We start from the raw sequence: 24,049 nt of genomic DNA, 5'->3' as shown, positions 1-24,049 counted from the left end.
AATGAAGATGAAAATGTTTGCCATAGAATGGTTGATAACTCCTATTGAAAAATTGGAGAATAATATAACTAGTTAAATGATGAGGAGATTTCACAATCTATTGACTAAAAAACCGGCTTTTTAAGTCGGTTTTTATTTTTAACAGATTTGGCGTATATGTTGTTTGAATAAAGAAGCTAATTAAATAGCGTAGATAATTACTTGTTATAATGTGAGGTGTAATACAAAGTACATTAACTCCTTTTTTACAAAACTCACAACTTAAATAGTAATACATGTTTATCATAAGTTTCTAAACACCAATTATATTTTTTTAGAATAATTGGATGGACAACTTCTTGAGTATTATCAACTTCAGTAAAGCCGTATTTTTTATAAAAGCTTTCTAGTTCCTTAAAAGGAAGACAATACACATTTTGTATTTGTAATTTTTTTGCAGTTTGTACTAAAAATGAAACAAGTTCCCCAGCTAATTGTAGACCTCTAAATTCAGGGAGAATAAAAATCCCTCCCATTTCAATAGTATCTTCATCTATTCGGACTAATCGACCAACACCTGCATACTCATCGTTGTATGTAATGATCGCAACTTTATCCCGCTTTAAATCACTCGGTACAAATCCTATTGATTCGTATTGGATATTAATCCATTCTAAATCATTAGATGTAGCTAATTGAATCCCCATAATTGTTCCTCCTTTAGACAAAAACTAATATTCTCATTATATATATTACGAGGCAAATTGTAATTCATATATGGCATAATAATTAGTGGGAATAAGTGAAAGCGAAATCATTTTTATAAATAGTTAAAGTTTTGAAGAAGAGTGCATACAATATAGAGTACTTTTCCTTTCTTCATTCTTGTTTTACGTATATAATTTAAAAGTAATATTTTTATTTTATTTTTTTATATATTTATAACAGAATAGAGGTTTAAAAATGGGCGTTAAAATCATTACGGATAGTGCGGCAGATTTACCGGAAGAATTGCTGCAAGCATATGATATAGATTTAATTCCACTCCGTGTATATGATGAAGCAGAAACAGAGTATTTAGATGGGGTTACATTAAAGTCAGTTACATTATTGCAAAAAATGAGAGAAGGCGCTGCTTACAGAACTTCATTGCCTTCACTTGAAACATTCCAAGAAAAGTTTGTTTCCTATGCAAAAGAAGGAAATCCTTGTATATATTTAGCTTTTTCATCTGAACTGTCTGGTACATATCAATCATCAGTTGTCATTAAAGAAGAAGTGAAAGAAACATATGCTGATTTGGATTTAGAAATTATCGATACGAAATGTGCTTCGCTTGGCCAAGGGCTTGTTGTATTAGAAGCCGCAAAAATGGCAAAAGAAGGCGCGTCAAAAGAAGAAATCTTAAACCGTGTCGCGTTTCTAATGGAGCATATGGAGCACATCTTCACTGTAGCTGACTTACAGTACCTTGTTAGAGGTGGACGTTTAAGTAAAGTGGCCGGTTTCATCGGCGGTTTATTAAACATTAAGCCGATTTTAAATGTGGAAGAAGGAAAACTTGTACCACTTGAAAAGGTAAGAGGGAAAAAGAAAGTATTAAGCAGAATTGTTGATATTATGGAAGAGCGTGGAAAAGACCTTAAAGGTCAAACAATCGGTATGACACATGGTGATGACTTAGAAACAGCTGAAGCATTAAAAGCATTAATTACTGAAAGATTTGGCTGTGAAGTATTTATCGTAAATACAATTGGAGCAGCAATCGGTGCGCATACAGGACCTGGTGTTATAACGTTATTTTTCTTAAATGAAGTAGAGTAAAGGATTGATCTTTTGATCAATCCTTTTTTAATTCTAATATAATTGTTTTTTGTGAATAAAAAATATGTAATTTTTTATTAGTTAGTAGCTTTCTTTTTAGTAGGTAAGAAGGTAGATAGGAAAACGGTGAAGGCTAGTATGAAACCAAATGTTTCAGTTTCATCAATTACTAGACCATTGTTCCACTGATAAAGGAAGGATGCTAGTATTAAAAGAGTAGCGGATCCTCCAGCAAATCTTACTATTTTTTGTGTTGAATCATTTTTAGGTTTTACAATCATATTTATCGCCCTTTCATATTTAATAAATAATTCGATAAACTAACTTATAGGATATGACGGTTATAATCAATCTATTAAGATTAATTAATGTCTTTTGAATTAACAATAGATGCCCTCTATGTAATCGGCAAGTTTAAGCAACCAAGCTATTCAAATTAAGAATGATAGTCTACATTTGATTAAATCCTTTTTATTAAGTTTATCGTAATTTAAGTATATAGCCCCATTTTTGTTAATAACAAGTAGTAAAATTGTATGAAAAAAATAGCCGGAAAAACCGATTTTTTACCATTTAATTTAACAAGAAGTATGGAAATAATTAAAGTATGAATGTACAATTTAAATAGTTGATACATTTTTTTACATATGTGAAAATGTCCATTTTATTTAGTATGAAAGATAATACATAATGAGTTAAATAGTGAAAAGCATGGAATGGTTAAACAGGGAGAGTAGAGAGATGGAAATAGGAGAACGTATTCGCCAAGTTCGTATGCATAAAGGATTAACACAGGGGGAACTCGTATCAGGAATATGTTCAATAACATATTTAAGTAGAATAGAAAGTGGGAAAATCAAACCGTCACCTTCTTTTATAAAAAAAGTTTCTAAAAAGCTAGGTATTGATGGCGATTATCTTATAGATGGCAATTACGAGGAGATAAAGCTTACTATTCTTGAAATATGTAATAAATATAAAAAAGATAAAAGTATAAATGAGGCTGATTTATCTTTGTTAGAATTATACGTTCGTGAAGTGGATTCAATCCCTTTATTACTAAAGGTATATGGTGTACTTATATACTATCATGCCCGACAAAAAAACTTGTTATATGTGAAGCCGTTTGTAGATCAAGCTTCGCAAATGATTCCAAGTCAGGTGGAAATGCAAGATACTGAAGATTATATATATTATTTAAAAGCTCGAGGTTATTATTTTTATTATAAACAAGACTACATTGCTGCACATGATATTTATGTACAGGCTGAGAGTTTACTTGGTGTAGAAGAAACTGAACAACATGCTCATATATACTATAATTTATGTCTTGTATATAAGGTGCTGTATAAAGATAAAAGTATTAGTCGTTTGTATGCCCTGAAAGCTTACAACATATACAGAAAAAATGGTATGGAGAAAAACGTAATAAATACACTTTTAATGCTTGCAGTACTGTATATTATAGATGAGTTATATGAAAAAGCACTTGAAACCTTACAGCAAGTAGAAAATAGTGTGGCTACTAATGGTGATTCAATGTATTTACCTATAATTTCTTATGATTATGGAAAAATTTATCAAGGTTTGAAAGACTATACGAATGCCATTAAATACTATGAAGAAACTTTGGAATTGAGTTACCTTTTATCGGAGGAACATCAAAAGGTATATGCATTACGAAACATGATAGAGGTGTACATAGAACTTAAAGATTGGAAAAATGTTAATAAAGTTATGAATGAAGCATTTCATTTTTTATCTGTTTATGATGTACCAATTGCACATGTCCAACTATATGGTTTGAAAGCTAAAATATTCAAAATACGTGGAGATTATTATGAATATGAGAAAAATATGCAAAAAGCAATTGAAGTGGGAGTGGAAAAAAAGCAACATCGCTTAGTTGCTGAATTATCCTTTGAATTAGGTAACTTTTATAATGAGAATCGCTCTTATAAATTATCTGCGAAGTACTTTAAAATTTCAGCTGAAAATAAAATGGATTAAAAGAGAAATCCAGTTGAATCCTTTTATAAATTGTAAATTTAAAGAGGGTATCCAAAAGAGTAGGGTGTTTTATGCTCTTAGGGATACCCTCTTTTATTTTTATTCTACAATTACCAGTCGATAGGGTATTGGTGACGATAAAATCATCGAAGTTTTTACTGTACCAAATGGAATGACGATATCAATTAATTCCTCTAATTCTTTCATAGAATGAACCGCTACCTTTAAGTAATAGCTACTTTCACCTGTTACTCGGTGACATTCGCGTATCCTATTTTCCTTGTATATTTTCTCCTTAAACTGTTAAGTTTCAATATTTAGAGATATCTAAATATTGAAGATTCATATATAATTATGGAGGAATTAACTTGTTGTAACTATTTGTAAAAATAGGAGGCTATTAAAATGAATATGCTTATACAAGCTCCAACTAAATGGGATTTATTCAGGCTATATTCTAATGAACAAGATCTTATGTTTTCTATAGAACAGTTAAAAATAGAATATAAAGCAACAAAAGATCCAGCAACCCTTTCACAACTTATACAGGCTATTGAAAAAGCGGAGTATTATTTATATTGCCGTGCTACTGAAGATGATACGCCACCCGAAAATAATTTACTAAGTGTAACAATAAACCAATTAAAGAAAGAAGTGCAACTATTAATAGAATCTAGTAAGAAGCAAGGTATTAATGATGATAACTCAAGTATTAAACTAATAGAAAATGAATTAAAAGCTTGGGAAGATATGTACATACAATTACGAAATAAGATAGAAGTAATACACGATAAAGAGACTTTATCTTTTGGACAAGCGAATTACGTTGCGATGAATAGTGATGACCATTATGAAAGATTAAAAGTATTTGATTCTCTTACAAATGCTTTGAATAAGGAAAAAGAGATTTTTGCTACTGTATTGAATCAAATAGGAAGATTACGTAACACGAAGAGTAATGAATTAGAAAGGAGAGAAGTTTTAACTCAATCCCTTCAAATGAATGGCATTTCTGAAACTGTATTAACTCAAATGTGGAACACAACGGAACAAAACCTTACGAAGCTAGTAAGTGCTTTAAATGTATATAAAAAAGGTAAGGATTCAATTACATGGCATGAACTCATGACATTAAAGGAAAGTAATGAGACTGTTATTCCTTTTTCGGAGGCTGTACAAAACATATATGATGCACTAAAAAATGTAGATGAAGAATTGGAAAAGTTCGCACGGAATGCGATAGCGAATGGCTGGGTTGATGCTGAACCGAGAGATAATAAACCACCAGGTGGATTTTGCGCTCCTTTTTTCAGCGAAAAAGAATCACGTATTTCAATGCGTTATGATGGAAGTATTGATAGTGTAAGAGTACTTGCTCATGAATTAGGACATGCTTGGCACTTTTATGTTATGAGTTTTGAACAATCCACTTCATTTTTAGATGATTACTTACCAATGAGTACAGCTGAATCAGCGTCTATTTTCTTTGAGGTGGTACTTGTAAATCACTTAATAAAAACAGCGGAAAATACTGAAATGAAAAAAGCATTGCTTAGCTGGAAAATTAGAAATAGCTTTAATTATGTAATGGCAATTCGTGCATCGTTTCAGTTTGAGAAGAGTTTTTATGAAGAATGTAAGAAAGGTCCTGTAAGTGCTCATGAAATAGAAAAATTGTCTATAGCGGCGCAAGAAAAGGCGTATGGAAATGCATTATCAGAGTATCAGCCATTCGTTTGGATGAAATACGTTCAGTTTTATATAGCAGATGTTCCTTTTTACAATTATCCATACACATTTGGTTATTTAGTAAGTTTTAGCTTATTAGAAATAATGAAAGAAAATAAAGATGAATTTCATTTGAGTTATAAAGAATTTTTACGAGAAACAGGAAAGTCCCCGGTTGAAGAACTGATGAAAAAACATTTTGATATTGATCTAACAAATTATGAATTTTGGAATAAAGCTTTTATACAAATTGATAAAGATATTGATGAATATTTGCAGCTCATATAAGGGGAGAGAGAAGTGGATCAACAATATATAAAAGGAATACCGTTTTCTACTTTGGGGTATTCAAGGGTTATAAGTTTATTAAAAGACTGGTTATATGAAAAACAAGAGAAACCAAGATTTGTAGTAACTGCAAATCCTGAAATTGTTATGTCAGCAAAGGAAAACGCAGCTAAATCAAAGCTGTTTAAAAAGATGTTATTATCCGCAGATTTAATTACTGCTGATGGGATTGGCGTAATAATTGGCTCGAAAATATTAAAAGGAACACTAAAAGAGCGTGTTACTGGAGCGGATTTAACACATGGCTTAATAGAACATTGTAATGAAAAAGGATATCGTGTCTTTCTTTTTGGAGCTGCGCCGGAAAGTAATGAAAAAGCATTAGAAAAATTAAAAGAGCAGTTTCCTCATGCTTCTTTTAAAGGACGAGATGGATTTGTAAACGGTGAAGAAATAGAAGAAGTAAAGACTCAAATTCAACAATTCAAGCCACATTTACTATTAGTTGGTTTAGGTTCACCTAAACAAGAAAAATTTATCTATGACAACTTACAAACATTAAACGTTCCACTATCTATTGGTATCGGGGGCATGATTGATATTTTATCTGGCACTGTAAAAAGAGCACCTAAAATAATGAGAGATACTGGAACAGAATGGTTGTATAGATTAATTTCACAACCAACAAGAATAAAGAGGCAACTTGTACTTCCGAAGTTTTTACTATCGGTTATGGCGGAGAGGATTAAAGGGGTTACAAATTAATAAAGGGGACTACATACATGAACAGAATCGGTATTATCGGAGCAATGCAAATTGAAATAGACTTACTTTTAGAGAAACTACATATAAAAGAGGAACATACTATTGCCGGAATGCCTTTTTATAAAGGAAAGTTCATGGATACAGAAGTTATTATTACTAGATGTGGTGTAGGAAAGGTAAATGCAGCGGCATGTACACAAATATTAATTAATAAATTTGATGTGGATTCTATCATTAATACAGGTGTTGCGGGTGGATTGCATCCTGATGTGAAAGTTGGCGATTTAGTTATTTCTACAAATGTTACGCATCATGATATTAGTAAAAATCAAATGAAGAATTTATTTCCGTTTCAAGAATCGTTTACTGCAAGTAAAGAATTAAGAGAGTTAGCACGAGAAGCTTGTAATAGTAGTAGTTTAAACATTTCTGCACATGAAGGAAGAATTGTCAGCGGAGAATGCTTCGTTGAGGATTCAATATTAAAGATTAAACTTATCAATGAGTATGCACCACATTGTACTGAAATGGAAGGGGCAGCAATTGGGCATGTCGCTCATATAAATAACATACCGTTTCTCGTTATGAGAAGTATTTCTGATAGTGCAGATGATGAGGCACAAGTTTCATATGATGATTTCGCGAAAACGGCCGCGAATTATTGTTCAGAAATTATTGTAGGGATGCTTAAAAATAAATCGAGTAAAACTATTTTGTAGTTCAAAAGTAAAGAATGGGAGAGATTGAAATGTTACAAGCACTAATTTTTGATATGGATGGAACTTTATTTCAAACAGATAAAATTTTAGAATTATCACTAGATGATACATTTAATCATTTACGTTTGCTACAATTATGGGATGCGGAAACACCTATTGATAAATACCGTGAAATTATGGGTGTTCCTTTACCTAAAGTTTGGGAAGCGCTGTTACCTGATCATTCAAATGAAGTAAGAAAACAAACAGATGCATATTTTTTAGAGAGATTAATTGAAAACATAAAGAGCGGAAAAGGGGCTTTATATCCGTATGTAAAGGAAGTTTTTAGTTTTATAAAAGAAAATAACTGTTCCATTTACATTGCTAGTAACGGTTTAACGGAATATTTACAAGCAATCGTATCTTATTATCATTTAGACCAATGGGTTACGGAAACGTTCAGTATTGAACAAATACAATCGCTAAATAAAGGTGACTTAGTAAAAAGCATTTTGATGAAATATGATATAAAAGAGGCAGCGGTAGTTGGAGATCGTTTATCTGATATTAACGCTGCAAAAGATAATGGTTTAATTGCGATTGGATGTAATTTTGATTTTGCACAAGAAGATGAGCTTGCTCATGCGGATTTAGTAATAGATGATTTAATGGAGTTGAAGGGGATATTACCAGAATTGAAGAATACTTACATAACAAATTGAATAAGTTCACAGTCAAATAGATGCTCAGGAGGATATGTTCTTGGGCATTTTTATTTTTTTTAAAGATATATTTTGATAGAGAAAGTAGTTGATTAAACTGGAAAATATACAAATTAAACGAATTGAAGATTTACTAAAGTATGAGATTAATCATCTAGTCCAAGAAAGTAAAGAAGAGGGCTTTAATTTCCTAATAAAATTAATAAATGAATATGAAAGTGAAAGAAATACATTTAGTAAATCAGGCGAATGTTTATATGGAATTTTACAAGGAAATACGTTAATTGGAATCGGGGGATTAAATCAAGATCCGAATACGAAAGATATTAAGATTGGCCGGTTAAGAAGGTTTTATATTTCAAAGGCTTATCGGCGCATCGGATTAGGGAAGTTGTTATTAAAGCAACTATTAAGACATGCGGAAAAGTATTTTCGCGTTGTTGTTCTACATACGGATACAAAGCAAGGTGATGAGTTTTATTGCGTAAATGGATTTGTAAAAGGAGAAGATTATAAAGGTTCAAGTCACTATATAAGATTGTAGAAAGGTTCCATACTCATGTACGGAACCTTTCTTATGCAATTACATTCTAACATTCATTTGTTTCAATAAAATCTTCGGATCACCTTTTACATAATAAAAATGTGGATTATTCTCATCATCGTAAAGCATAATGTAAGGTTTTTCGTTAAGTGGAAGAAGGATGAGTACTTCATCGATTGTTGTATGTAACCATTGATTTGTAATAGGAACAGGTTTCGATAACGGGATTTTTATCATATGACCATCTTTCGGAACGACATTTAAGTTTTTAAATGGACCAGTAATTGATTTTGCAAATTGAATTGCTTCTTTTTGGATAGCCGCATCTAAAGATTGTTTTTGAACTACCATTTCTTTTTTGCAATCAAATACTTCAATTTGTTTATTTGTATTTGCGAACGCATTTGTTGATAATAAAAAGAAGAGAAGAGTAATGACTCCTATTTTTTTGAACATAAAACAACACCTCACACTTACTATACCCTCAATTGTTGTAAATATTTTTCTGTCACATTGATGTAACAAAGAAATTGTATGATAGGAGATCATATAGTAACTATTGATTTCAAGGTAACGGAGGAAAGAGAATGAAAGTATTGATCGCAGATGATGAACAAGATATGCTGAAGATTTTAAAAGCGTATTTTGAAAAAGAAGGCTTCGAAGTTTTATTAGCGAAGGATGGAGAGGAAGCACTTCAAATATTTTATGATGATAAAATTGACTTAGCTATTTTAGACTGGATGATGCCGAAAAGTAGCGGTATTACTGTCTGTCAGGAAATAAAAAAGAATTCAAGTGTAAAAGTATTAATGCTTACTGCGAAAAGTGAAAGTGAAGATGAATTAGCAGCTCTTCAAAGTGGAGCGGATGAATATGTAAAAAAACCATTTCATCCAGGAGTGCTAATAACGCGAGCGAAAAAGCTTGTACAACATGATGATGTGATTCAAGTTCAAGATTTAAAAATTGATTTCACCAAAAATAAAGTATATAAAAATGAGAAAGAATTAGACATTACAAAGACAGAATTACAATTAATAAAATGCTTTTTAAATCATAAAGGCACGATTTTAACGCGGAAAAAGTTGTTAGATATCGTCTGGGGATTTGATTATTTTGGAGAAGAGCGAACAGTTGATACGCATGTAAGAAGATTGCGTAAAAAAATTGGAGAAAATATAATAAAGACGCATCGCGGTTTAGGATATAGTTTGGAGGAAGAGTGTGAATAAGCTTGGAAAAAAGTTATTTTTCAGTATTTCTTTAACAGTCATCCTTATTTTTTCAATCTCTTTATTATTGATTAACTATTTTTTGCCAAAATATAATATATACAAAACACGTGAAAGTTTAGATGGAATTGCAGCACAAATACAGTCGATACCGAGGGAACAACTTGATGACGCTATTCATAGTATTGAAAGCGAAGATAATGTTACGATTGCGTACACATCAATAAATAATTCGGAAGATGATATTAATGATGAATTACGTCTGCAACTTACAAGAAAGAGAGTTGTACTAAATAAACTTTGGATTACAAAAGAAGAAATTACGAAAGTGAAGAACGTTGGGCAATCAAATAAGATTTATGATCAAGAGAAGATAAAATCTAGTTTTTTTGCGAAATACATTGCGAAAGATGATATGTTGATTTTAGTAGGAGTTTCTATCGCACATTCCAATGAAGTGATAAAAACACTTAACTCATTTTATTTATACATTATAGGTTTTTCAATATTTCTTGTCGTTGTACTTGTTTGGATACTTTCAAAAACAATTACAACTCCATTGAAAGAATTAAGTGATGTCGCTGAAGATATTTCAAATCTAGATTTCAAAAGAACGAAAGTGAAAACGAATGATGAAATAGGTGATTTAGCAAATAGTATTAACGTCATGAGTGATAAATTGCATGAAGCACATCAAGATTTAACAGATCGAAATGAACACTTAAAACGATTTATGGGTGACGTAACTCATGAATTAAAAACACCAATCGCATTAGTAAAAGCATATTCTATGGGAATAAAAGACGGTTTAGATGATGGTACGTATGTGGATACAATCATTAAACAAACAGATCAAATATCAAACTTAATTGAAGAACTATTACGATTTTCTAAACTAGAAAGAGATGTTTTGCAAAAAGAAGAATTCCCTATCGAATCATTAGTTCAAAGCATAGTAGATAAGCATAAGATTGAACTCGAATCGAAAGGAATCCATATGCAGGTGGACTTTAACACTGATAATTCGATTGTTTATGCTGATATAAATAAAATGAGAATGGTCTTTCAAAATTTAATTTCTAATGCTATAAAATATTCAACGAATCAAAATATTAAAATCATATTAGAAGAGAAAAATGACGTTGTGTGTTTTCAAGTTCAAAATGGAATTGATACTGAGGGAATTAAAGATATAGATAAAATTTGGGAGCCTTTTTACGTATTAGAATCTTCTCGTAGTAAAGAAAAGTCAGGGACAGGATTAGGGCTAGCGATTGTAAAAAGTATATTAGAAAGACATGGTTTTGAATATGGAGTTTCGGTAGAAGATGGGGAAATACAATTTTATATGTATATAGATAGGAACTAATTGTTGTTAGTTCCTTTTCTATTATCTAAAAAGATTCGAATGTTCTACAAATTTCTCAACTGTTTATATAAAATATAAACTGAATTTTCTGTAATTTTAATATATAGTAAGAGAAGGAATATATGGGAGGGAAGTGCATGGAGAAAAAGAAATTAGCAATTACGCTGTCGACTATATTATCTTTAACAATTACTTCAGGAGTTTCTAATATGACTGCACATGCAGAAAGTAAGGAAGGGGCCTCTGTAAAAGGGAGTGATGTTAAGTTAAATGGTCAAGTTTCAGAAGCTTTAATTCCAAACACGAAAATTGAATTAGAAAATGGGATGACGAAACCAATCTATTCTCTTGATGAATCAATTATTGAGAATTTATTTGTAGAGACAGAAGTTGATAGTGATCGAGATGGTAAAAAGGATCGTGTATCTATTAAGGTTATGCGTCCAAAGACTGATCCGAATGTGAAAGTTCCTGTTATATATGAAATGAGTCCATATCGTGCTGGATTAAAAGATGTTCCTGTTTATAATGTCGATGAAGAATTGTATGCGTATGAAGGAAAACCGTATGCAGCGGTTAATCTTGGTTCGTACGGCAATTATTACGTTCCGAGAGGATATGCAGTCATTTTAGGGGAAAGTATCGGTACTGGAAAATCAGATGGATGTCCGACAACTGGAGATGAACAAGAAATACTTGGAACAAAGTCTGTTATTGATTGGGTAAATGGACGTGCAAAGGCATATACAGAGGATGGTAAGGAAGTAAATGCAAATTGGTCTACGGGTAATGTAGGTATGACAGGAGCTTCTTATAATGGGACATTGCCAAATGCTGTCGCAACGACTGGAGTTGAAGGTTTAAAAACAATTATCCCAATCGCGGCGATTAGTAGTTGGTACGATTATTATCGTGCAAATGGGGCGGTAATTGCGCCAGGTGGTTATCAAGGAGAAGATACAGATAATATGGCGGAAGCAGTACTGACAAGAAAGAACCCTGAAGTTTGCGGGCAAATGATTAACGAACTTACTGCTGGACAAGATCGAAAAACAGGTGATTATAACGATTTTTGGGATAAACGTAACTATGTAAAAGACGCTAAAAATGTGAAAGCCAGTGTGTTTGTTGTTCACGGTTTAAATGATTGGAATGTAAAAACGAAGCAATTCGCACAGTGGTGGGAAGCTCTTGGTGAAAATAATGTTCCTCGTAAAATGTGGTTACATCAAGGGGGACACGGCGGGACAACAAGTAATAACTGGCAGCAAACGCAAAATAAATGGTTCGATTATTGGTTATATGGAATTGAAAATGGAATTATGGATGAACCGATGGTAGATGTACAACGTGAAAATAAAACGTGGCAAAAAATAAAAAATTGGCCAGATCCGGCGGCTGTACCATCAAAAATCCGTATGTATTTAAGTAATAAAGCAGTCAATCTGCCATTAAGTATGGGATCAGTAAACAATGTTTTCTCATTTGTAGATGATGCTAAAATAAAGTCGAATCAATTAGTAGAAAACCCAGAGCTAGAAGTAGCAAATCGATTAGTATATACAATGCCTGTACTACAAAAAGATATGCGAATAAGCGGTACGCCGAAGATTTCATTTAAAGGGAATATTGATCGGTCTGTATCAAATTTAACAGCATTACTTGTTGATTATGGCGGAGTAAAGCCTGAAATCGTAACTAGAGGTTGGATGGATCCACGAAATTTGAATAGTATAAATAATTCAACGGTGATTCAACCTGGTAAAGATTACACATTTACATGGGACATGCAGCCAGATGATTACGTATTTAAAGAAGGACATCAAATAGGAGTCGTTTTAATCGCAAGTGACTACGATTATACAATTAGGCCGAAAGCAGGAACAAAACTAACTGTGAAATTGAGTGAAGTGACATTGCCTATTGTAAAGTAAAGGTTTATGAGATGAATGAGAAAGGAGAGCTTACTAAGGTAAGCTCTTTTATATTGAGTGACTTTGTTCACTAGTGCTTTATAAATAAATGTTCCTGTTAGTTTTCAGTACTTTTAGAGACAAAAATACTTACGATAAAATAAACAATTGCATTGGCTACTAATAGTCCTGCAAAGGTAAAGCCAGCGGCACCACCGGCAAATCCATCTCCAATTTTTTGGACAATAATATTTATTGTAATGAAGAAAACGAAGGGAGAGCAAAAAATAAATAGTATTCCGGCTATTCTCCATACTCTCCAACGTTTCTTTGCCAAAAAGAAAATTAATACATTAAGAGAAACAAGAATTAAAATAAACAGAATTAAAGAATTCATTGTGATCTCTCGATAGATATACAAAAACATGTTAATTGTGGTGTATCATTATTCGATAATGTGGAGTCTTATCACCTTTATCATCGAAAATAACCTAAACGTTTGAAAAACTATATTAGGGGAGGAATTATAAAGTTAATCGAGAAACAACATAGAGTAAACAAAATATTTTGGAGGATACATAAACATATGAAACGGTGGAACGGTATATTTTGTAGAACCTGAAGCAGAACTGGGTGAAAGATTAGAGCGTAATAAAAGTCCACATAGACTAGAGCATAAACCGAAAAAAAGAGACACTGAATGGTCTGAAAAAGCTTTAAAAGAAACGATGAAAAAACATAGATTAAACTCACTTCATGGTGAAATTAAAAAAGAAGAGTATATAAAAATTAATAATACTCATTTTAGTGCGAAAGAAGTAGCTTTAATGATTAAGGAGAAATTTCGATTGTAAAATACTTAAATGCTGTTACGTTTTCATTGTCCAAGCATTCTCCTAATAACCACATATACTATTTATATTAAAGCCGGTCACTATTATAAATGGGACTGCTATTTTAATGTAAATGACACTTTAGGAGAGTAGGGAGAATAAATTTGAAAAACAAAAAACAAGGAAGAATTGAAAATCAAGTGTATTCTAATCGGGTTGTAAGATCAGAATTTGATGAGAATTGGGAAACTTGTATTTCAAAAAGTGGTTATGTAATCTACAAGGCTACAAGTGATCATGCTGAAGTAATAGTGCTTCTTTCAGATGGTTCAAGTAAATTATTAATCTTTGAAAAAGGCGGTAAAGTAGTAGTAGGTGGCGGTGGGACGAGTCATTACAGCAAACCGCATATTGCAAGAAACATTTAATATAAAAAAATGTTAATGGAGAAGACGCTGGCAGCCTTATAACCTTTAATTTATATATAGAAATACGTATCCTGAAGTAAGTTTTTGTTTTAGATTCTGGCGTTTTTTGTAACAAAGATAAGATGAAAAAGATCTTTAACGTATAAAGGTCTTTTTCGTTTTATTCGCAAATAAAATTAATAGAGGTGAGCTATTAATGAAAAATATTGGAGCAACATATGTTCTTTCGGGATTTCTCCTATTCGGCCTTACATATATAACTTCCGCAATTTACGCGGGTTCATTAGAAATTTGGAATAGAACAAGCGGGAAATTCTTTACTGCATTTTATGAAATTCATGGTACAACTTTATCGATAATTTCAATTTGTTTTATTATAGCGGGGATATACTGTATACATAAAAAAGTGTAGTGAAAAATAATCAGCCTTTCATGTACTATACATGAAAGGCTGATTATTTTTATGTGTTGAAGGAGTCTTTTAGAAGAATTGTAGTTTTTAGATTGATAGTTAAAAATGTAACTGCTTATGTATAATTAATACCATTTCGTCAAATGAATGTCACATAAAAGTTTTATAGTGGATGTAGAAAGTGAAACATACACAAATCAGGAGATGGAATGATGAAAAAAGCGTTACAATATACTTTCATATTATTTACGTTCGTTACTTTATGTTATGTAGTATATACGAACTATGAAAAGCAAAAAGAAATTAAAAACAATAAACAAGTAATTAGTGAAGTTGCAAAGAGGCATGGTATTCCAGATTGGATACCATTATCTATTGCTGATCATGAAACAAAGTTTAATCGAAAAGCAATAGGGGACAATGGAACATCTTTCGGATTATTCCAATTACATCGTGGTGGTTTAGCACCAGCACAATTATCAGAAGAGAGCTTAATGGAGTCGCAAATAAATGCAACAATAGCAATCTCTAACATGGTTAATTCATATGAACGCGGTGTGAAAAAAGGATTGAAGGATTGGGATTTACTTAAATATGTTGCTAATACATCAGGATGGCCAGGAAATTTAGGAGGAGAATGGACAGATAATAATACGAAATATAATAAAGGGCTAGAACAATCTTATCAATTATATAAAAAAGAGAAATAGATATAAAAAGGCATTTCCAATTTGGGGAAATGTCTTTTTTATGTTATAGTATAATAGTGTTTGAATGATGTGTTATTTTAATATATCTTCGAATTTGTTGTGCAGTATTTTTATATTAAATAATTACTAAAATCATTTTTTTATATAAGGAGTAAGATGTAGGGAATATGAAAAATATAGATTTTATACTAGAAAGTGATGAAACATTAAAACCGTCAGAACGATTAGTACTATTATTATTAGAGAAGCATAGAATGTTATATACGAACGATCTATTAGCTCTTTCGAATTTATCATATAAAACATTAACGGATTCGCTAACAGCGCTCGTTATGAAGTCTTATGTATTAAAAGATACCGGTAAGGGAAGAAGGCAAAATGGTTATAGATTAGTATAATAAGAGTACTGTTATAGAAGTTGGCTACATATGTGTTTTTCAAACGTAAGGATAAATTGTATTTTTGTTTTCAAATGATAAAAAACTTTTGATTTAAGTAAAAATTGGTTTCGATATGCAAAGAGTTCATGACTGCTAAATGTATAATTTTATTTCATTTTTATTAATGCTAATTTGTTATAAGCAAAAATGATGAAATTTTCAAGTGATTATAAAAATGAAATTCAAAAACAATCCAGTCGTTTGAGGGATTGTTTTTTTATTGGTATAACAAATTACAAAAATAATATTATTATGTAAACTTATATATTTTAAAAGGAACATGTGATTATTAATAGAAATTATATAAAGAATACTTAATATCTTTATAAGTGGAGGCTCATTATGGAACAAATCATATTAATATCACAAGCTGTTATAAGCGGGGAAAAAGAAAAAGTAGTGGAGATAATAAACTCGGATCAAAGTATTGTAAATTCATATAGTGAAGATGGATGGACACCGCTTCATTTAGCTGCTTATTTTGGACAGAAAGAAATTGCAAGTTTCCTTTTAGAACAGGGAGCGGATATACATATTAGAGCAAAAAACGAAAATGAAAATACACCTCTTCAAGCAGCAATTGCGAATAAGCAGAGCGAGCTTGTAGCTTTCTTAATTGAAAAGGGATCAGATGTGAATGCTGCACAAAGTGGTGGTTGGACAGGACTTCATGAAGCAGCGTTATTAGGAAATGAAGAAATCATTATATTACTTCTTGAAAAGGGTGCTAATAAAATGATTAAGAAAAATGATGGGAAAACCGCATATGATATTGCTTTAGAAAAAGGGCATGAATCTCTATTACATCATTTGCAAGAGGAAGTGAGCTTATGATTAGCCACTGGAATGTAGGGGTTTTTCTTTTTAATGAAGTGGAAGTGTTAGATTTTGCGGGCCCATTTGAAGTTTTTTCCGTTACAGCAACAAGTGAAGGTCAACCATTTACAGTTCATACTGTTAGTCAAGATGGAGAAATGATTACAGCGAGAAATGGATTAAAGGTACAACCAGATTATAGTATCGAAGACTTACCTCCAGTTGATATTTTAATTATTCCTGGTGGGTTAGGTGCTAGAGAAAACGAAATGAAAAATGAAATAATAATAAATTGGATCCGTCAGCAAATGAAAGAAGTAAAGTTAATGACTTCTGTTTGTACCGGTGCGCTTTTACTTGCGAAAGCTGGATTACTCGACGGCTTCAAAGCGACAACACATTGGGCAAGTATTGAAAATTTTAGAAATGATTTTCCGAATGTGGAAGTATTAGAGAATGTAAAGTTTGTCGATGAGGGGCACATTATTACGTCTGGTGGAATTTCGGCCGGAATTAACATGTCATTTCACATTGTGAAAAATTTGTTGGGTGCTCGGATTGCTGAAGAAACTGCGAAAAGAATGGAATACGATATTGATTTAAAATATTAAAAGTAAAACAAGACCAGCTGCTGGGTATTTCCAGCAGCTGGTCTTGTTCTATAGTGAACGAATATATGTTAACTCTTCATCTGTAAAAAGGGGACGAGTTGACGCACCTGCGTTTTCTTTCGCTTGCTTTTCTGTTTTCGTACCAGGAATTGCGACCGATACCGCTGGATGAGTGAGGACATAACGAAGTGCAAGTTGCCCTAAGGTTTGATTTTCATTTGAGAGTAATCGTAGTTTCTCTACTTTTTGTAAATCTTCTTGAAACCAAGTTTCTTTTGGCCATTCTTTGCGTAAATCTCCATCAGGAAAAGTTGTTGCGTTTGTGAATTTTCCAGTTAATATCCCCATTTTTAAAGGACCGCGTATAACAGCTCCTAAATTATTCTCTTTTAGGTATGGCAGTATGTCGTTTTCTGGTTTTCGGTTTAATATGTTGTAATCAAGTTGCACAACATCAATTGCATCGTGTTTATTGAAGTGTTTTATATATTGTAGGTCATGAGTTGAAACACCTACAGCTCTTACTTTTCCGTCTCGTTTTAATATTTCAAATGCGCGTAAAAATGCCTCTGTTTCTTCTTGTTTATCCCACCAAATGTGACAGAAATAAATATCTATATAGTCTGTTTGGAGGCGCAGTAAACTAGTGTCAAATACCGCGATTATTTTTTCAGCTGTATTATAAACAGGCTCTCCATTTGGATCATAGTGATGCCCAATGAGTCCGCCTTTCGTTGATAAAACGATATTATTACGGTAGTCTTTTATTGCCTGTGCTACTAATTTTTCACTATGACCTAGTCCATATACATCAGCAGTATCAATAAAATTCACACCGCATTCGATTGCTTTTTTCATAGCGGTTATAGATTGTGAATCGTTAACGGGTCCCCATTCATCACCACCAATCGCCCACGCTCCAAATCCAATTTCTGAAACAGTAATTCCGGTTTTACCTAATGTACGGTAGTGCATCATTTTTCCTCCTTGTAAGCATGTTATAACATCGGTATGCAAGGGGAGGATGGATGTGTGTGAAAATGTTTTCTACAATAGAGGAAAAAGAATAACATAAACTACTATTTTATTGCAGCATAAATAAAAATTTTCATTTTGAATAGGGAAATGTCGTCGAACGCTATCTCTAATTGGTTAATTTATGAGATTTTTTTGTGAAGGAGCTTATTTTATAAGAATAGAATTTAAGTTAATAAGATCGTGCCGATGGCAGTGAAAAATATGGGTTAGGGGGATTTGAAAATGAGGAAACTCAAAAGAGTAAATATTCCTAATATACCAGAGCAACTATCACAGCCTAATGCCAACCGAGCAATAAATAAGAAGAAGTTAAGGCGTTTTATTTTCATGTTCATTTTTATCGCTGCAACTACTTTGTACGTTCAATATATTTTAACGAAACAGCAAGAAATAATAAATGAAAAAAAAGATACAATTACGAATCAAAAGAAACAATTAGTTTCTTTAGAGAAAGATCAAGGTTTTTTAAAGACTAACATTGAGAATTTAACCGATAATGAAGAAGAGATATTAAAGTTTGCGAGAAAAGAGTATCAATTTTCTAAGTCAAACGAAACAATATTCGTATTGCCGAAGTGAAGTGGTGGAACAGTTAGCGATAGCTAACTGTTTTTTATGTATGAATGAAGGAGTTTGTAGTATGAATGTCATGGTACAAGGAATGATGACATATTGTAAAAATGAGGAGTGTGAGCCATTTCCAATTGTTTTAAGAGATTTTCATAATTATGGAATATATGTCGGAATAAATATTGTTAAAATTCTGTCAATTGTATATAATACAAGGTAAGCGGATATATTTTTTAATCAACGTTGAGTTAATAGCTCATACGCCTGCTAAGAAAACCGTTATCCTCGTATAAGAAAGGAAGATAGCTGTGTACGCATCAAATACAATTTATGTCGTAGGGGATGCGAAAGCACCTCAAAATAATCCCATTACCGAAAAGTTCAAAAGTTATTTTGTAGCATTTGTACTTGAGAAGGGTACAGGGGAAATTGTAGATGCAGATTGCTCAGCGACAATTGCATTAACATCTCAATTTGTTAAATATTTGTTTCTACATAAAAATATTAATGACCCAGCGTTAGTAACAGAAATAAAAAATCGATATTTCGGTTCGTCTCAAAAGGCGTTACTTGTAGCGCTAAAAGATGCGCAGAAAAAATATAATCAGATTGCTGCTTTGTCTACACATTCATAGACAAAATCCAGCCGTAAGAATCTTCTTATGGCTGGATTTTTTTGTTGGACAACGAAAGGATGAACAAAATGAAAATTATCGATGTAAAAGTAAATCGTAGACGTGTAAAACTTCATACACCATTTAAAACAGCGCTTCGTACCGTAACGGAAATTGAAAGTATAGATGTGTTTATTCATACAGATGAAGGGATTGTTGGAAAAGGAGCTGCGGCAGCAACACCAGTTATTACTGGTGATTTCGCCAGCGGGATTGAGGAGGCAATATTAGGATCAATTCGTTCCGCATTAGTTGATAGAGACATACTGCAATTTCAAACGTTATTGTTACACATTCAAATGAGCTGCGTAGGAAATACAAGTGCGAAAGCAGCGGTAGATATGGCTTTATACGATTTGTACTGTCAATTTCATAGTATACCTATATATGCATTACTAGGTGGAAAGAAAGAGATTTATACGGATATTACTGTAAGTGTGGATGAACCATTATTAATGGCAAAAGAGGCAAAAAAGCATATAGAAAAAGGATTCCAAACATTAAAAATTAAAGTTGGTAAAGAGGCACATTTAGATCTGGAACGCATTGAGGCAATTCGAAATGTAGTGCCAAAAAATACGACGTTACGTTTAGATGCAAATCAAGGATGGAATCCGAAAGAAGCGGTTTCAATCATTAAACAAATGGAGAATAGAAATTTAAATATAGAATTTGTAGAACAACCTGTTCATGCGAAAGATTGGGATGGATTAAAATACGTGAAAGATAATGTACAAACGCCTATTATGGCAGATGAAAGCATCTTTTCAGCAAGGGATGCGTTAAAGCTCGTCCAAGGAGGATATGCAGACTTACTTAATATTAAATTAATGAAATGTGGCGGTATACGAGAAGCCTGGCGAATTGCGGATATTGCAGAAACAGCTGGTGTGAAATGTATGGTTGGAAGTATGATGGAATCTTCACTTTCAGTTAGCGCTGTGTCGCATTTAGCTGCGGCTCATCCGAATATTCATTACTTTGATCTTGATGCACCATTATGGTTAGTAGAAGAACCAGAAGGAATGACTTACACAGGTCCAAAGGTAAACCTGCATTCTGCAGTGAATATAAAGTCTTAGAAGTAGTGTCTAGCAAACTATCTTTTAAGGGGGATATGTATGAAAAAAGCGGGGACTGCATTATTAACAACATTATTTATTTTTTCATCGTTTACAGCGGCGAACGCTGAAGAGAGGAAAGAAAATAAAGCGTATATAGACGTATCGGCTGCAACGTTATGGACTGCACCCGATTCACTTCGGCCAATTGATGCACCTAGTGCAAGTAATCCTGTTGATTTATGGAAATGGACGAAATCAATGACACTAGATGAGAAACTTTGGTTAACAAACGCAAATAAATTAGAAACGCAAGCGTTACTCGGTCAAGAAGTAACTGTAATTGATAAACGAGGTGATTGGGTGAAAGTGCTAGTGCATGGACAGCCAACGCCGCGAAATGAGGAAGGGTACCCCGGATGGATGCCTGAAAAACAATTAGCGTATAATCAAGAATTTGCAGATAAGGCAGGGCAGCCCTTCGTTTTAATTACAAAACCGACAGCTATTTTATATATAAATCCTTCTGAAAAACATAAATCACTTGAGGTAAGTTATAATACGCGGTTACCACTTTTAAGTGAAGATACTATTTCGTACTGCGTACTATTACCAAATGGTCAGAAGGCGTGGTTACGCAAGAAAGATGGAACTGTTCACCGTTCTCAAAATGATATTCCTACGCCAACAGCTGATGATCTAATAAATACTGGTAAGATGTTTTTAGGATTACCGTATATATGGGCTGGTACAAGTGGGTTTGGCTTTGATTGCTCAGGATTTACTCATACGATATATAAATCGCATGGTATTACAATCCCGCGAGATTCGGGGCCACAGTCAAAAGCAGGAATCGCAGTTGATAAGGTAAATCTTCAAAAGGGAGATTTAATATTCTTCGCACATGATCAAGGAAAAGGTAGTGTTCATCACGTTGGAATGTATATTGGTGATGGCAATATGATTCATTCACCAAGAGCTGAAAGATCGGTAGAAATTATTCCGCTAAATAAACTAGGATATATAGAAGAATACGCTGGTGCTCGTCGTTACTTACCTTGAAAAAGATAGGGGGCTTTATATGAAAAAGGTTGTTCGCTATTCATTAATTAGTACTCTACTTGTCTCTTCATTTTTAGTAGGCTGTGCGAAAGAAAAAACAGTTACAAAGCCGAAAGATGAGAAGAAAGTATTACAATTATTAGAAACGGGTGAAATTCCGTCATTGAATTCAGGGAAAGTAACAGATGCAGTTTCGTTTAATGTTTTAAACAATGTTATGGAAGGATTATTCCGTTTATCGAAAAATGATGAAGTGATTCAGGCTGGGGCACAAAAATATGAAGTGAGTAAAGATGGAAAGACATATACCTTCCACTTGCGTGATGCGAAATGGTCTAACGGTGATCCAGTAACAGCTCATGATTACGTATATGCTTGGAAGCAACTTATTAATCCAGATACAGCCTCTCAATATGCATATATTGCGTACGATGTGAAAAATGCGGAAAAGATAAATAAGAAACAATTAGGATTAGAAGAATTAGGTGTGAAAGCAAAAGATGATAAAACGTTTGTTGTTGAGTTAGAACATCCAGTACCATATTTTACAAAGCTATTAATTTTACCGTCTTTCTATCCAATAAATGAAAAGTTTGCGAAGGAGCAAGGCGATAAATATGGCTTAGAGGCGAATAAAGCGATATATAATGGGCCGTTTACGTTATCAGAGTGGAAGCACGAAGCGAGTTTTACAATGAAGAAAAACGATAAATATTGGGATAAAAAAGAAGTGAAATTAGATGAAGTAAACTACCAAATTGTTAAAGAAATTTCAACTGCGGTAAATTTATATGAAACAGATAAGGTAGATAGAGCTGTCATTTCTACAGAATTCGTAGATAAATATAAAAATAATAAAGAACTGAAACAATATACAGATCCAGTTATGTATTTCTTCCGTTTCAATGAAAATGTACCGATTCTTAAAAATAAAAACGCACGTCTTGCACTTAGCACAGTTTTTGATAAGAAGGGACTTGCAACCTCGTTTTTAAATGATGGTTCGGTAGCTGCGAACTACTACGTTCCGAAAGGATTTTTAAAGGGGCCAGATAAGAAAGATTTTAGAGATACGGCTGGAGAGTTTAATAAGACGAACGTAAAACAAGCAAAGGAATATTGGGAAAAAGCAAAGCAAGAGACGGGAACAAATGAAGTAACGTTAGAATTCTTAAACTATGACTTAGAAAACTTTAAAAAAGTAGGAGAGTATATTAAAGAAGAGCTTGAGAAAAACTTACCAGGGCTAAAAGTAAATGTGAAATTACAACCACATACTCAAAAACTAGCGTTAGAGAAGAAAAAAGAATATGAAATGTCGTTATCACGCTGGCTACCTGATTATCCAGATCCAATGACATACTTAGAAGTTTTCCTTTCGGGAAGTACCGTTAATAATACAGGGTATGCAAATCCAGAATACGATGCGCTAATTAAGAAGATTAAAACAGAATTAGGTAATGATGAGAAAGTTCGTTGGAAAGCAATGCAAGATGCTGAAAAAGTACTTCTTGATGATGCAGTAATTGCACCAGTATTCCAGCGCGGACTATCTTACTTACAAAAACCGTACGTAAAAGATTTATATGTTCACCAATTTGGTCCAGCAACAAGCTTAAAATGGGCGGACATACAAAAATAAGGTAAGAGAAAAACAGATGTCATGTATTGATAGTCTGTTTTTTTCTTAGTTAAAGCCGGATGGTAGTTCATGGTATAATTTACTAGTCTGTAAACAGTATTAGGAGGGGGATTATGTCTGTATTTGTAGAGGGGAAAGTAATGCGTACGAAAAGGTTGTCCATGAGAAGACCAAATTTAGAAGATGTTGATCAATTGTATAATATTTTGAAGAAAGAAGCGGTTGGTCAATGGCTTGCTAAATCAAGAGGTATGTCACTAGACGAAACTAAAGAGTATATTAGTCGACTTATATTGCATTGGGAACAGTATGATTTTGGTGTATGGCTGTTATTCAAAAATGAAACAGGCCAGCTATTAGGACATTGTGGTTTAAGAAAGGTAGATGAAACAGGGGAAATAGAAATTATGTATCTTCTTGACCCAGAGCATTGGGGGAATGGATATGCGATTGAAGCAGCAGAGGCTTCCATTCAATATGCAACAGAGGTGATGAATCTAAAAAGAATAATCGCTAGAGTGAAAATAGCAAATGAGAATTCAAAGAAACTTTTGCGGAAGCAAGGATTTACATATACTTTCGATGTTGACCATAGTGGACGCTTATTATCTTATTTTGAACTCTGTACATATTCTAATGAGTTATAGACATTTTATATGTTTTTTTATCGCTTA

General features: G+C 32.8%; 28 protein-coding genes and 2 pseudogenes. 24 read left to right on the top strand and 6 right to left on the bottom strand.

The features are described from left to right. Positions 1-254: 254 nt before the first annotated feature. Complete coding sequence (locus VK90_RS05635; protein WP_002172351.1) at positions 255-686, bottom strand: GNAT family N-acetyltransferase; 432 nt, start codon at positions 684-686, stop codon at positions 255-257. Between the two features lie 256 nt (positions 687-942). On the opposite strand from VK90_RS05635, the gene VK90_RS05630 reads away from it, so the two are divergent. Beyond that, positions 943-1,803 carry a DegV family protein gene (locus VK90_RS05630; protein WP_048371101.1) on the top strand — a complete coding sequence of 287 codons (861 nt, stop codon included), beginning with the start codon at positions 943-945 and terminating at the stop codon, positions 1,801-1,803. A 77-nt stretch (positions 1,804-1,880) separates the two neighbouring features. Here VK90_RS05630 and VK90_RS05625 read toward each other — a convergent pair whose 3' ends face one another. Beyond that, entirely contained in the window at positions 1,881-2,084 is a 204-nt protein-coding gene (locus VK90_RS05625) for a hypothetical protein (protein ID WP_048371099.1), read from the bottom strand. 460 nt (positions 2,085-2,544) lie between these two features. Here VK90_RS05625 and VK90_RS05620 point away from each other — a divergent pair, with 460 nt between their 5' ends. Next, positions 2,545-3,813, top strand: a complete 1,269-nt coding sequence (locus VK90_RS05620; RefSeq protein WP_048371097.1) for a helix-turn-helix domain-containing protein — start codon at positions 2,545-2,547, stop codon at positions 3,811-3,813. Positions 3,814-3,912: 99 nt separating this feature from the next. Here VK90_RS05620 and VK90_RS29770 read toward each other — a convergent pair. Continuing rightward, a pseudogene (locus tag VK90_RS29770) lies at positions 3,913-4,116 on the bottom strand (Lrp/AsnC ligand binding domain-containing protein); the annotation flags it as partial. A 102-nt stretch (positions 4,117-4,218) separates the two neighbouring features. Here VK90_RS29770 and VK90_RS05615 point away from each other — a divergent pair. The 5 genes from VK90_RS05615 (at position 4,219) to VK90_RS05595 (ending at position 8,561) form a co-directional block, all read left to right on the top strand. Further along, positions 4,219-5,829 (top strand): M3 family metallopeptidase, encoded by a 1,611-nt coding sequence (locus VK90_RS05615; RefSeq protein WP_048371095.1) that lies wholly within the window; start codon positions 4,219-4,221, stop codon positions 5,827-5,829. Positions 5,830-5,841: 12 nt separating this feature from the next. Next, the gene (locus VK90_RS05610) at positions 5,842-6,594 is read left to right on the top strand and encodes a WecB/TagA/CpsF family glycosyltransferase (RefSeq protein WP_048371093.1); all 753 of its coding nucleotides are present in this window, start codon (positions 5,842-5,844) and stop codon (positions 6,592-6,594) included. Between the two features lie 17 nt (positions 6,595-6,611). Next, positions 6,612-7,313, top strand: coding sequence for a 5'-methylthioadenosine/adenosylhomocysteine nucleosidase (locus tag VK90_RS05605; protein ID WP_048371088.1), 702 nt, complete (start codon positions 6,612-6,614; stop codon positions 7,311-7,313). 29 nt (positions 7,314-7,342) lie between these two features. Continuing rightward, the gene (locus VK90_RS05600) at positions 7,343-8,017 is read left to right on the top strand and encodes an HAD family hydrolase (protein ID WP_048371086.1); all 675 of its coding nucleotides are present in this window, start codon (positions 7,343-7,345) and stop codon (positions 8,015-8,017) included. A gap of 88 nt (positions 8,018-8,105) precedes the next feature. Continuing rightward, positions 8,106-8,561, top strand: coding sequence for a GNAT family N-acetyltransferase (locus VK90_RS05595; RefSeq protein ID WP_048371083.1), 456 nt, complete (start codon positions 8,106-8,108; stop codon positions 8,559-8,561). Between the two features lie 39 nt (positions 8,562-8,600). Here the strand turns inward: VK90_RS05595 and VK90_RS05590 are convergent, their stop codons facing one another. Continuing rightward, positions 8,601-9,017, bottom strand: a complete 417-nt coding sequence (locus tag VK90_RS05590) for a hypothetical protein (protein WP_048371081.1) — start codon at positions 9,015-9,017, stop codon at positions 8,601-8,603. 131 nt (positions 9,018-9,148) lie between these two features. Here VK90_RS05590 and VK90_RS05585 point away from each other — a divergent pair, with 131 nt between their 5' ends. The 3 genes from VK90_RS05585 (at position 9,149) to VK90_RS05575 (ending at position 13,099) form a co-directional block, all read left to right on the top strand. Then, entirely contained in the window at positions 9,149-9,796 is a 648-nt protein-coding gene (locus VK90_RS05585; protein ID WP_002172341.1) for a response regulator transcription factor, read from the top strand. Next, positions 9,789-11,165, top strand: coding sequence for a sensor histidine kinase (locus VK90_RS05580; protein ID WP_048371079.1), 1,377 nt, complete (start codon positions 9,789-9,791; stop codon positions 11,163-11,165). Before VK90_RS05585 ends, VK90_RS05580 begins: the two co-directional genes overlap by 8 nt. Positions 11,166-11,302: 137 nt before the next feature. Then, positions 11,303-13,099, top strand: coding sequence for a Xaa-Pro dipeptidyl-peptidase (locus tag VK90_RS05575; RefSeq protein ID WP_048371077.1), 1,797 nt, complete (start codon positions 11,303-11,305; stop codon positions 13,097-13,099). Positions 13,100-13,196: 97 nt separating this feature from the next. Here the strand turns inward: VK90_RS05575 and VK90_RS05570 are convergent, their stop codons facing one another. After that, on the bottom strand, positions 13,197-13,475 hold the full coding sequence (locus tag VK90_RS05570; protein ID WP_048371075.1) for a hypothetical protein: 279 nt from the start codon (positions 13,473-13,475) through the stop codon (positions 13,197-13,199). 196 nt (positions 13,476-13,671) lie between these two features. Between VK90_RS05570 and VK90_RS05565 the strand changes: the two are divergent. From VK90_RS05565 to VK90_RS05535, 7 genes and pseudogenes are all read left to right on the top strand, one after another. Next, a pseudogene (locus tag VK90_RS05565) lies at positions 13,672-13,932 on the top strand (shikimate kinase); the annotation flags it as partial. Positions 13,933-14,075: 143 nt separating this feature from the next. Beyond that, positions 14,076-14,339, top strand: coding sequence for a hypothetical protein (locus tag VK90_RS05560; protein ID WP_048371072.1), 264 nt, complete (start codon positions 14,076-14,078; stop codon positions 14,337-14,339). A 196-nt stretch (positions 14,340-14,535) separates the two neighbouring features. Then, on the top strand, positions 14,536-14,751 hold the full coding sequence (locus VK90_RS05555) for a hypothetical protein (protein WP_048371070.1): 216 nt from the start codon (positions 14,536-14,538) through the stop codon (positions 14,749-14,751). 209 nt (positions 14,752-14,960) lie between these two features. Continuing rightward, on the top strand, positions 14,961-15,461 hold the full coding sequence (locus tag VK90_RS05550; protein WP_048371067.1) for an invasion protein: 501 nt from the start codon (positions 14,961-14,963) through the stop codon (positions 15,459-15,461). A 167-nt stretch (positions 15,462-15,628) separates the two neighbouring features. Then, entirely contained in the window at positions 15,629-15,859 is a 231-nt protein-coding gene (locus VK90_RS05545) for a hypothetical protein (protein ID WP_048371065.1), read from the top strand. A 384-nt stretch (positions 15,860-16,243) separates the two neighbouring features. Next, entirely contained in the window at positions 16,244-16,735 is a 492-nt protein-coding gene (locus tag VK90_RS05540; protein WP_048371064.1) for an ankyrin repeat domain-containing protein, read from the top strand. Next, a complete protein-coding gene (locus VK90_RS05535; protein WP_048371063.1) occupies positions 16,732-17,328 on the top strand; it encodes a DJ-1/PfpI family protein in 597 nt (198 codons plus the stop codon). The genes VK90_RS05540 and VK90_RS05535 overlap by 4 nt, the downstream gene beginning before the upstream one ends. 48 nt (positions 17,329-17,376) lie before the next feature. Here VK90_RS05535 and VK90_RS05530 read toward each other — a convergent pair whose 3' ends face one another. Beyond that, positions 17,377-18,303 carry an aldo/keto reductase gene (locus tag VK90_RS05530; protein ID WP_048371062.1) on the bottom strand — a complete coding sequence of 309 codons (927 nt, stop codon included), beginning with the start codon at positions 18,301-18,303 and terminating at the stop codon, positions 17,377-17,379. A 285-nt stretch (positions 18,304-18,588) separates the two neighbouring features. Here VK90_RS05530 and VK90_RS05525 point away from each other — a divergent pair, with 285 nt between their 5' ends. The 7 genes from VK90_RS05525 (at position 18,589) to VK90_RS05495 (ending at position 24,022) form a co-directional block, all read left to right on the top strand. Beyond that, entirely contained in the window at positions 18,589-18,945 is a 357-nt protein-coding gene (locus VK90_RS05525) for an FtsB family cell division protein (protein WP_002172330.1), read from the top strand. Then, a complete protein-coding gene (locus VK90_RS31195) occupies positions 18,884-19,156 on the top strand; it encodes a hypothetical protein (protein WP_048371061.1) in 273 nt (90 codons plus the stop codon). The genes VK90_RS05525 and VK90_RS31195 overlap by 62 nt, the downstream gene beginning before the upstream one ends. Positions 19,157-19,244: 88 nt before the next feature. Next, positions 19,245-19,571, top strand: a complete 327-nt coding sequence (locus VK90_RS05515; RefSeq protein ID WP_048371059.1) for a DUF3870 domain-containing protein — start codon at positions 19,245-19,247, stop codon at positions 19,569-19,571. A gap of 68 nt (positions 19,572-19,639) precedes the next feature. Next, positions 19,640-20,692: a dipeptide epimerase gene (locus VK90_RS05510; protein ID WP_048371057.1), complete on the top strand. Its 1,053-nt coding sequence runs from the start codon at positions 19,640-19,642 to the stop codon at positions 20,690-20,692. A gap of 39 nt (positions 20,693-20,731) precedes the next feature. Next, positions 20,732-21,733: a C40 family peptidase gene (locus VK90_RS05505; protein WP_048371055.1), complete on the top strand. Its 1,002-nt coding sequence runs from the start codon at positions 20,732-20,734 to the stop codon at positions 21,731-21,733. Positions 21,734-21,752: 19 nt separating this feature from the next. Beyond that, positions 21,753-23,375 (top strand): peptide ABC transporter substrate-binding protein, encoded by a 1,623-nt coding sequence (locus VK90_RS05500; RefSeq protein ID WP_048371052.1) that lies wholly within the window; start codon positions 21,753-21,755, stop codon positions 23,373-23,375. Between the two features lie 113 nt (positions 23,376-23,488). Continuing rightward, on the top strand, positions 23,489-24,022 hold the full coding sequence (locus VK90_RS05495) for a GNAT family N-acetyltransferase (RefSeq protein WP_048371050.1): 534 nt from the start codon (positions 23,489-23,491) through the stop codon (positions 24,020-24,022). Positions 24,023-24,049 lie beyond the last annotated feature (27 nt).

This window comes from Bacillus sp. LK2, assembly GCF_001043575.1.
Classification (GTDB): Bacteria; Bacillota; Bacilli; order Bacillales; family Bacillaceae_G; genus Bacillus_A; species Bacillus_A paramycoides.
Note: the sequence above shows the minus strand (reverse complement) of the source record. Positions and strands in the feature narration are given on the sequence as shown.

Bases quoted from the DNA above. Each gene is read 5' to 3' on its own strand.
- VK90_RS05615 (WP_048371095.1), top strand. From the start codon at position 4,219: ATGAATATGCTTATACAAGCTCCAACTAAATGGGATTTATTCAGGCTA.
- VK90_RS05545 (WP_048371065.1), top strand. From the start codon at position 15,629: ATGAAAAATATAGATTTTATACTAGAAAGTGATGAAACATTAAAACCG.
- VK90_RS05590 (WP_048371081.1), bottom strand. From the start codon at position 9,017: ATGTTCAAAAAAATAGGAGTCATTACTCTTCTCTTCTTTTTATTATCA.
- VK90_RS05525 (WP_002172330.1), top strand. From the start codon at position 18,589: ATGAGGAAACTCAAAAGAGTAAATATTCCTAATATACCAGAGCAACTA.
- VK90_RS05575 (WP_048371077.1), top strand. From the start codon at position 11,303: ATGGAGAAAAAGAAATTAGCAATTACGCTGTCGACTATATTATCTTTA.
- VK90_RS05505 (WP_048371055.1), top strand. From the start codon at position 20,732: ATGAAAAAAGCGGGGACTGCATTATTAACAACATTATTTATTTTTTCA.
- VK90_RS05585 (WP_002172341.1), top strand. From the start codon at position 9,149: ATGAAAGTATTGATCGCAGATGATGAACAAGATATGCTGAAGATTTTA.
- VK90_RS05570 (WP_048371075.1), bottom strand. From the start codon at position 13,475: ATGAATTCTTTAATTCTGTTTATTTTAATTCTTGTTTCTCTTAATGTA.
- VK90_RS05635 (WP_002172351.1), bottom strand. From the start codon at position 686: ATGGGGATTCAATTAGCTACATCTAATGATTTAGAATGGATTAATATC.
- VK90_RS05495 (WP_048371050.1), top strand. From the start codon at position 23,489: ATGTCTGTATTTGTAGAGGGGAAAGTAATGCGTACGAAAAGGTTGTCC.
- VK90_RS05500 (WP_048371052.1), top strand. From the start codon at position 21,753: ATGAAAAAGGTTGTTCGCTATTCATTAATTAGTACTCTACTTGTCTCT.
- VK90_RS05605 (WP_048371088.1), top strand. From the start codon at position 6,612: ATGAACAGAATCGGTATTATCGGAGCAATGCAAATTGAAATAGACTTA.
- VK90_RS05550 (WP_048371067.1), top strand. From the start codon at position 14,961: ATGATGAAAAAAGCGTTACAATATACTTTCATATTATTTACGTTCGTT.
- VK90_RS05630 (WP_048371101.1), top strand. From the start codon at position 943: ATGGGCGTTAAAATCATTACGGATAGTGCGGCAGATTTACCGGAAGAA.
- VK90_RS05530 (WP_048371062.1), bottom strand. From the start codon at position 18,303: ATGCACTACCGTACATTAGGTAAAACCGGAATTACTGTTTCAGAAATT.
- VK90_RS05600 (WP_048371086.1), top strand. From the start codon at position 7,343: ATGTTACAAGCACTAATTTTTGATATGGATGGAACTTTATTTCAAACA.
- VK90_RS05535 (WP_048371063.1), top strand. From the start codon at position 16,732: ATGATTAGCCACTGGAATGTAGGGGTTTTTCTTTTTAATGAAGTGGAA.
- VK90_RS05540 (WP_048371064.1), top strand. From the start codon at position 16,244: ATGGAACAAATCATATTAATATCACAAGCTGTTATAAGCGGGGAAAAA.
- VK90_RS05555 (WP_048371070.1), top strand. From the start codon at position 14,536: ATGAAAAATATTGGAGCAACATATGTTCTTTCGGGATTTCTCCTATTC.
- VK90_RS05620 (WP_048371097.1), top strand. From the start codon at position 2,545: ATGGAAATAGGAGAACGTATTCGCCAAGTTCGTATGCATAAAGGATTA.
- VK90_RS05510 (WP_048371057.1), top strand. From the start codon at position 19,640: ATGAAAATTATCGATGTAAAAGTAAATCGTAGACGTGTAAAACTTCAT.
- VK90_RS05625 (WP_048371099.1), bottom strand. From the start codon at position 2,084: ATGATTGTAAAACCTAAAAATGATTCAACACAAAAAATAGTAAGATTT.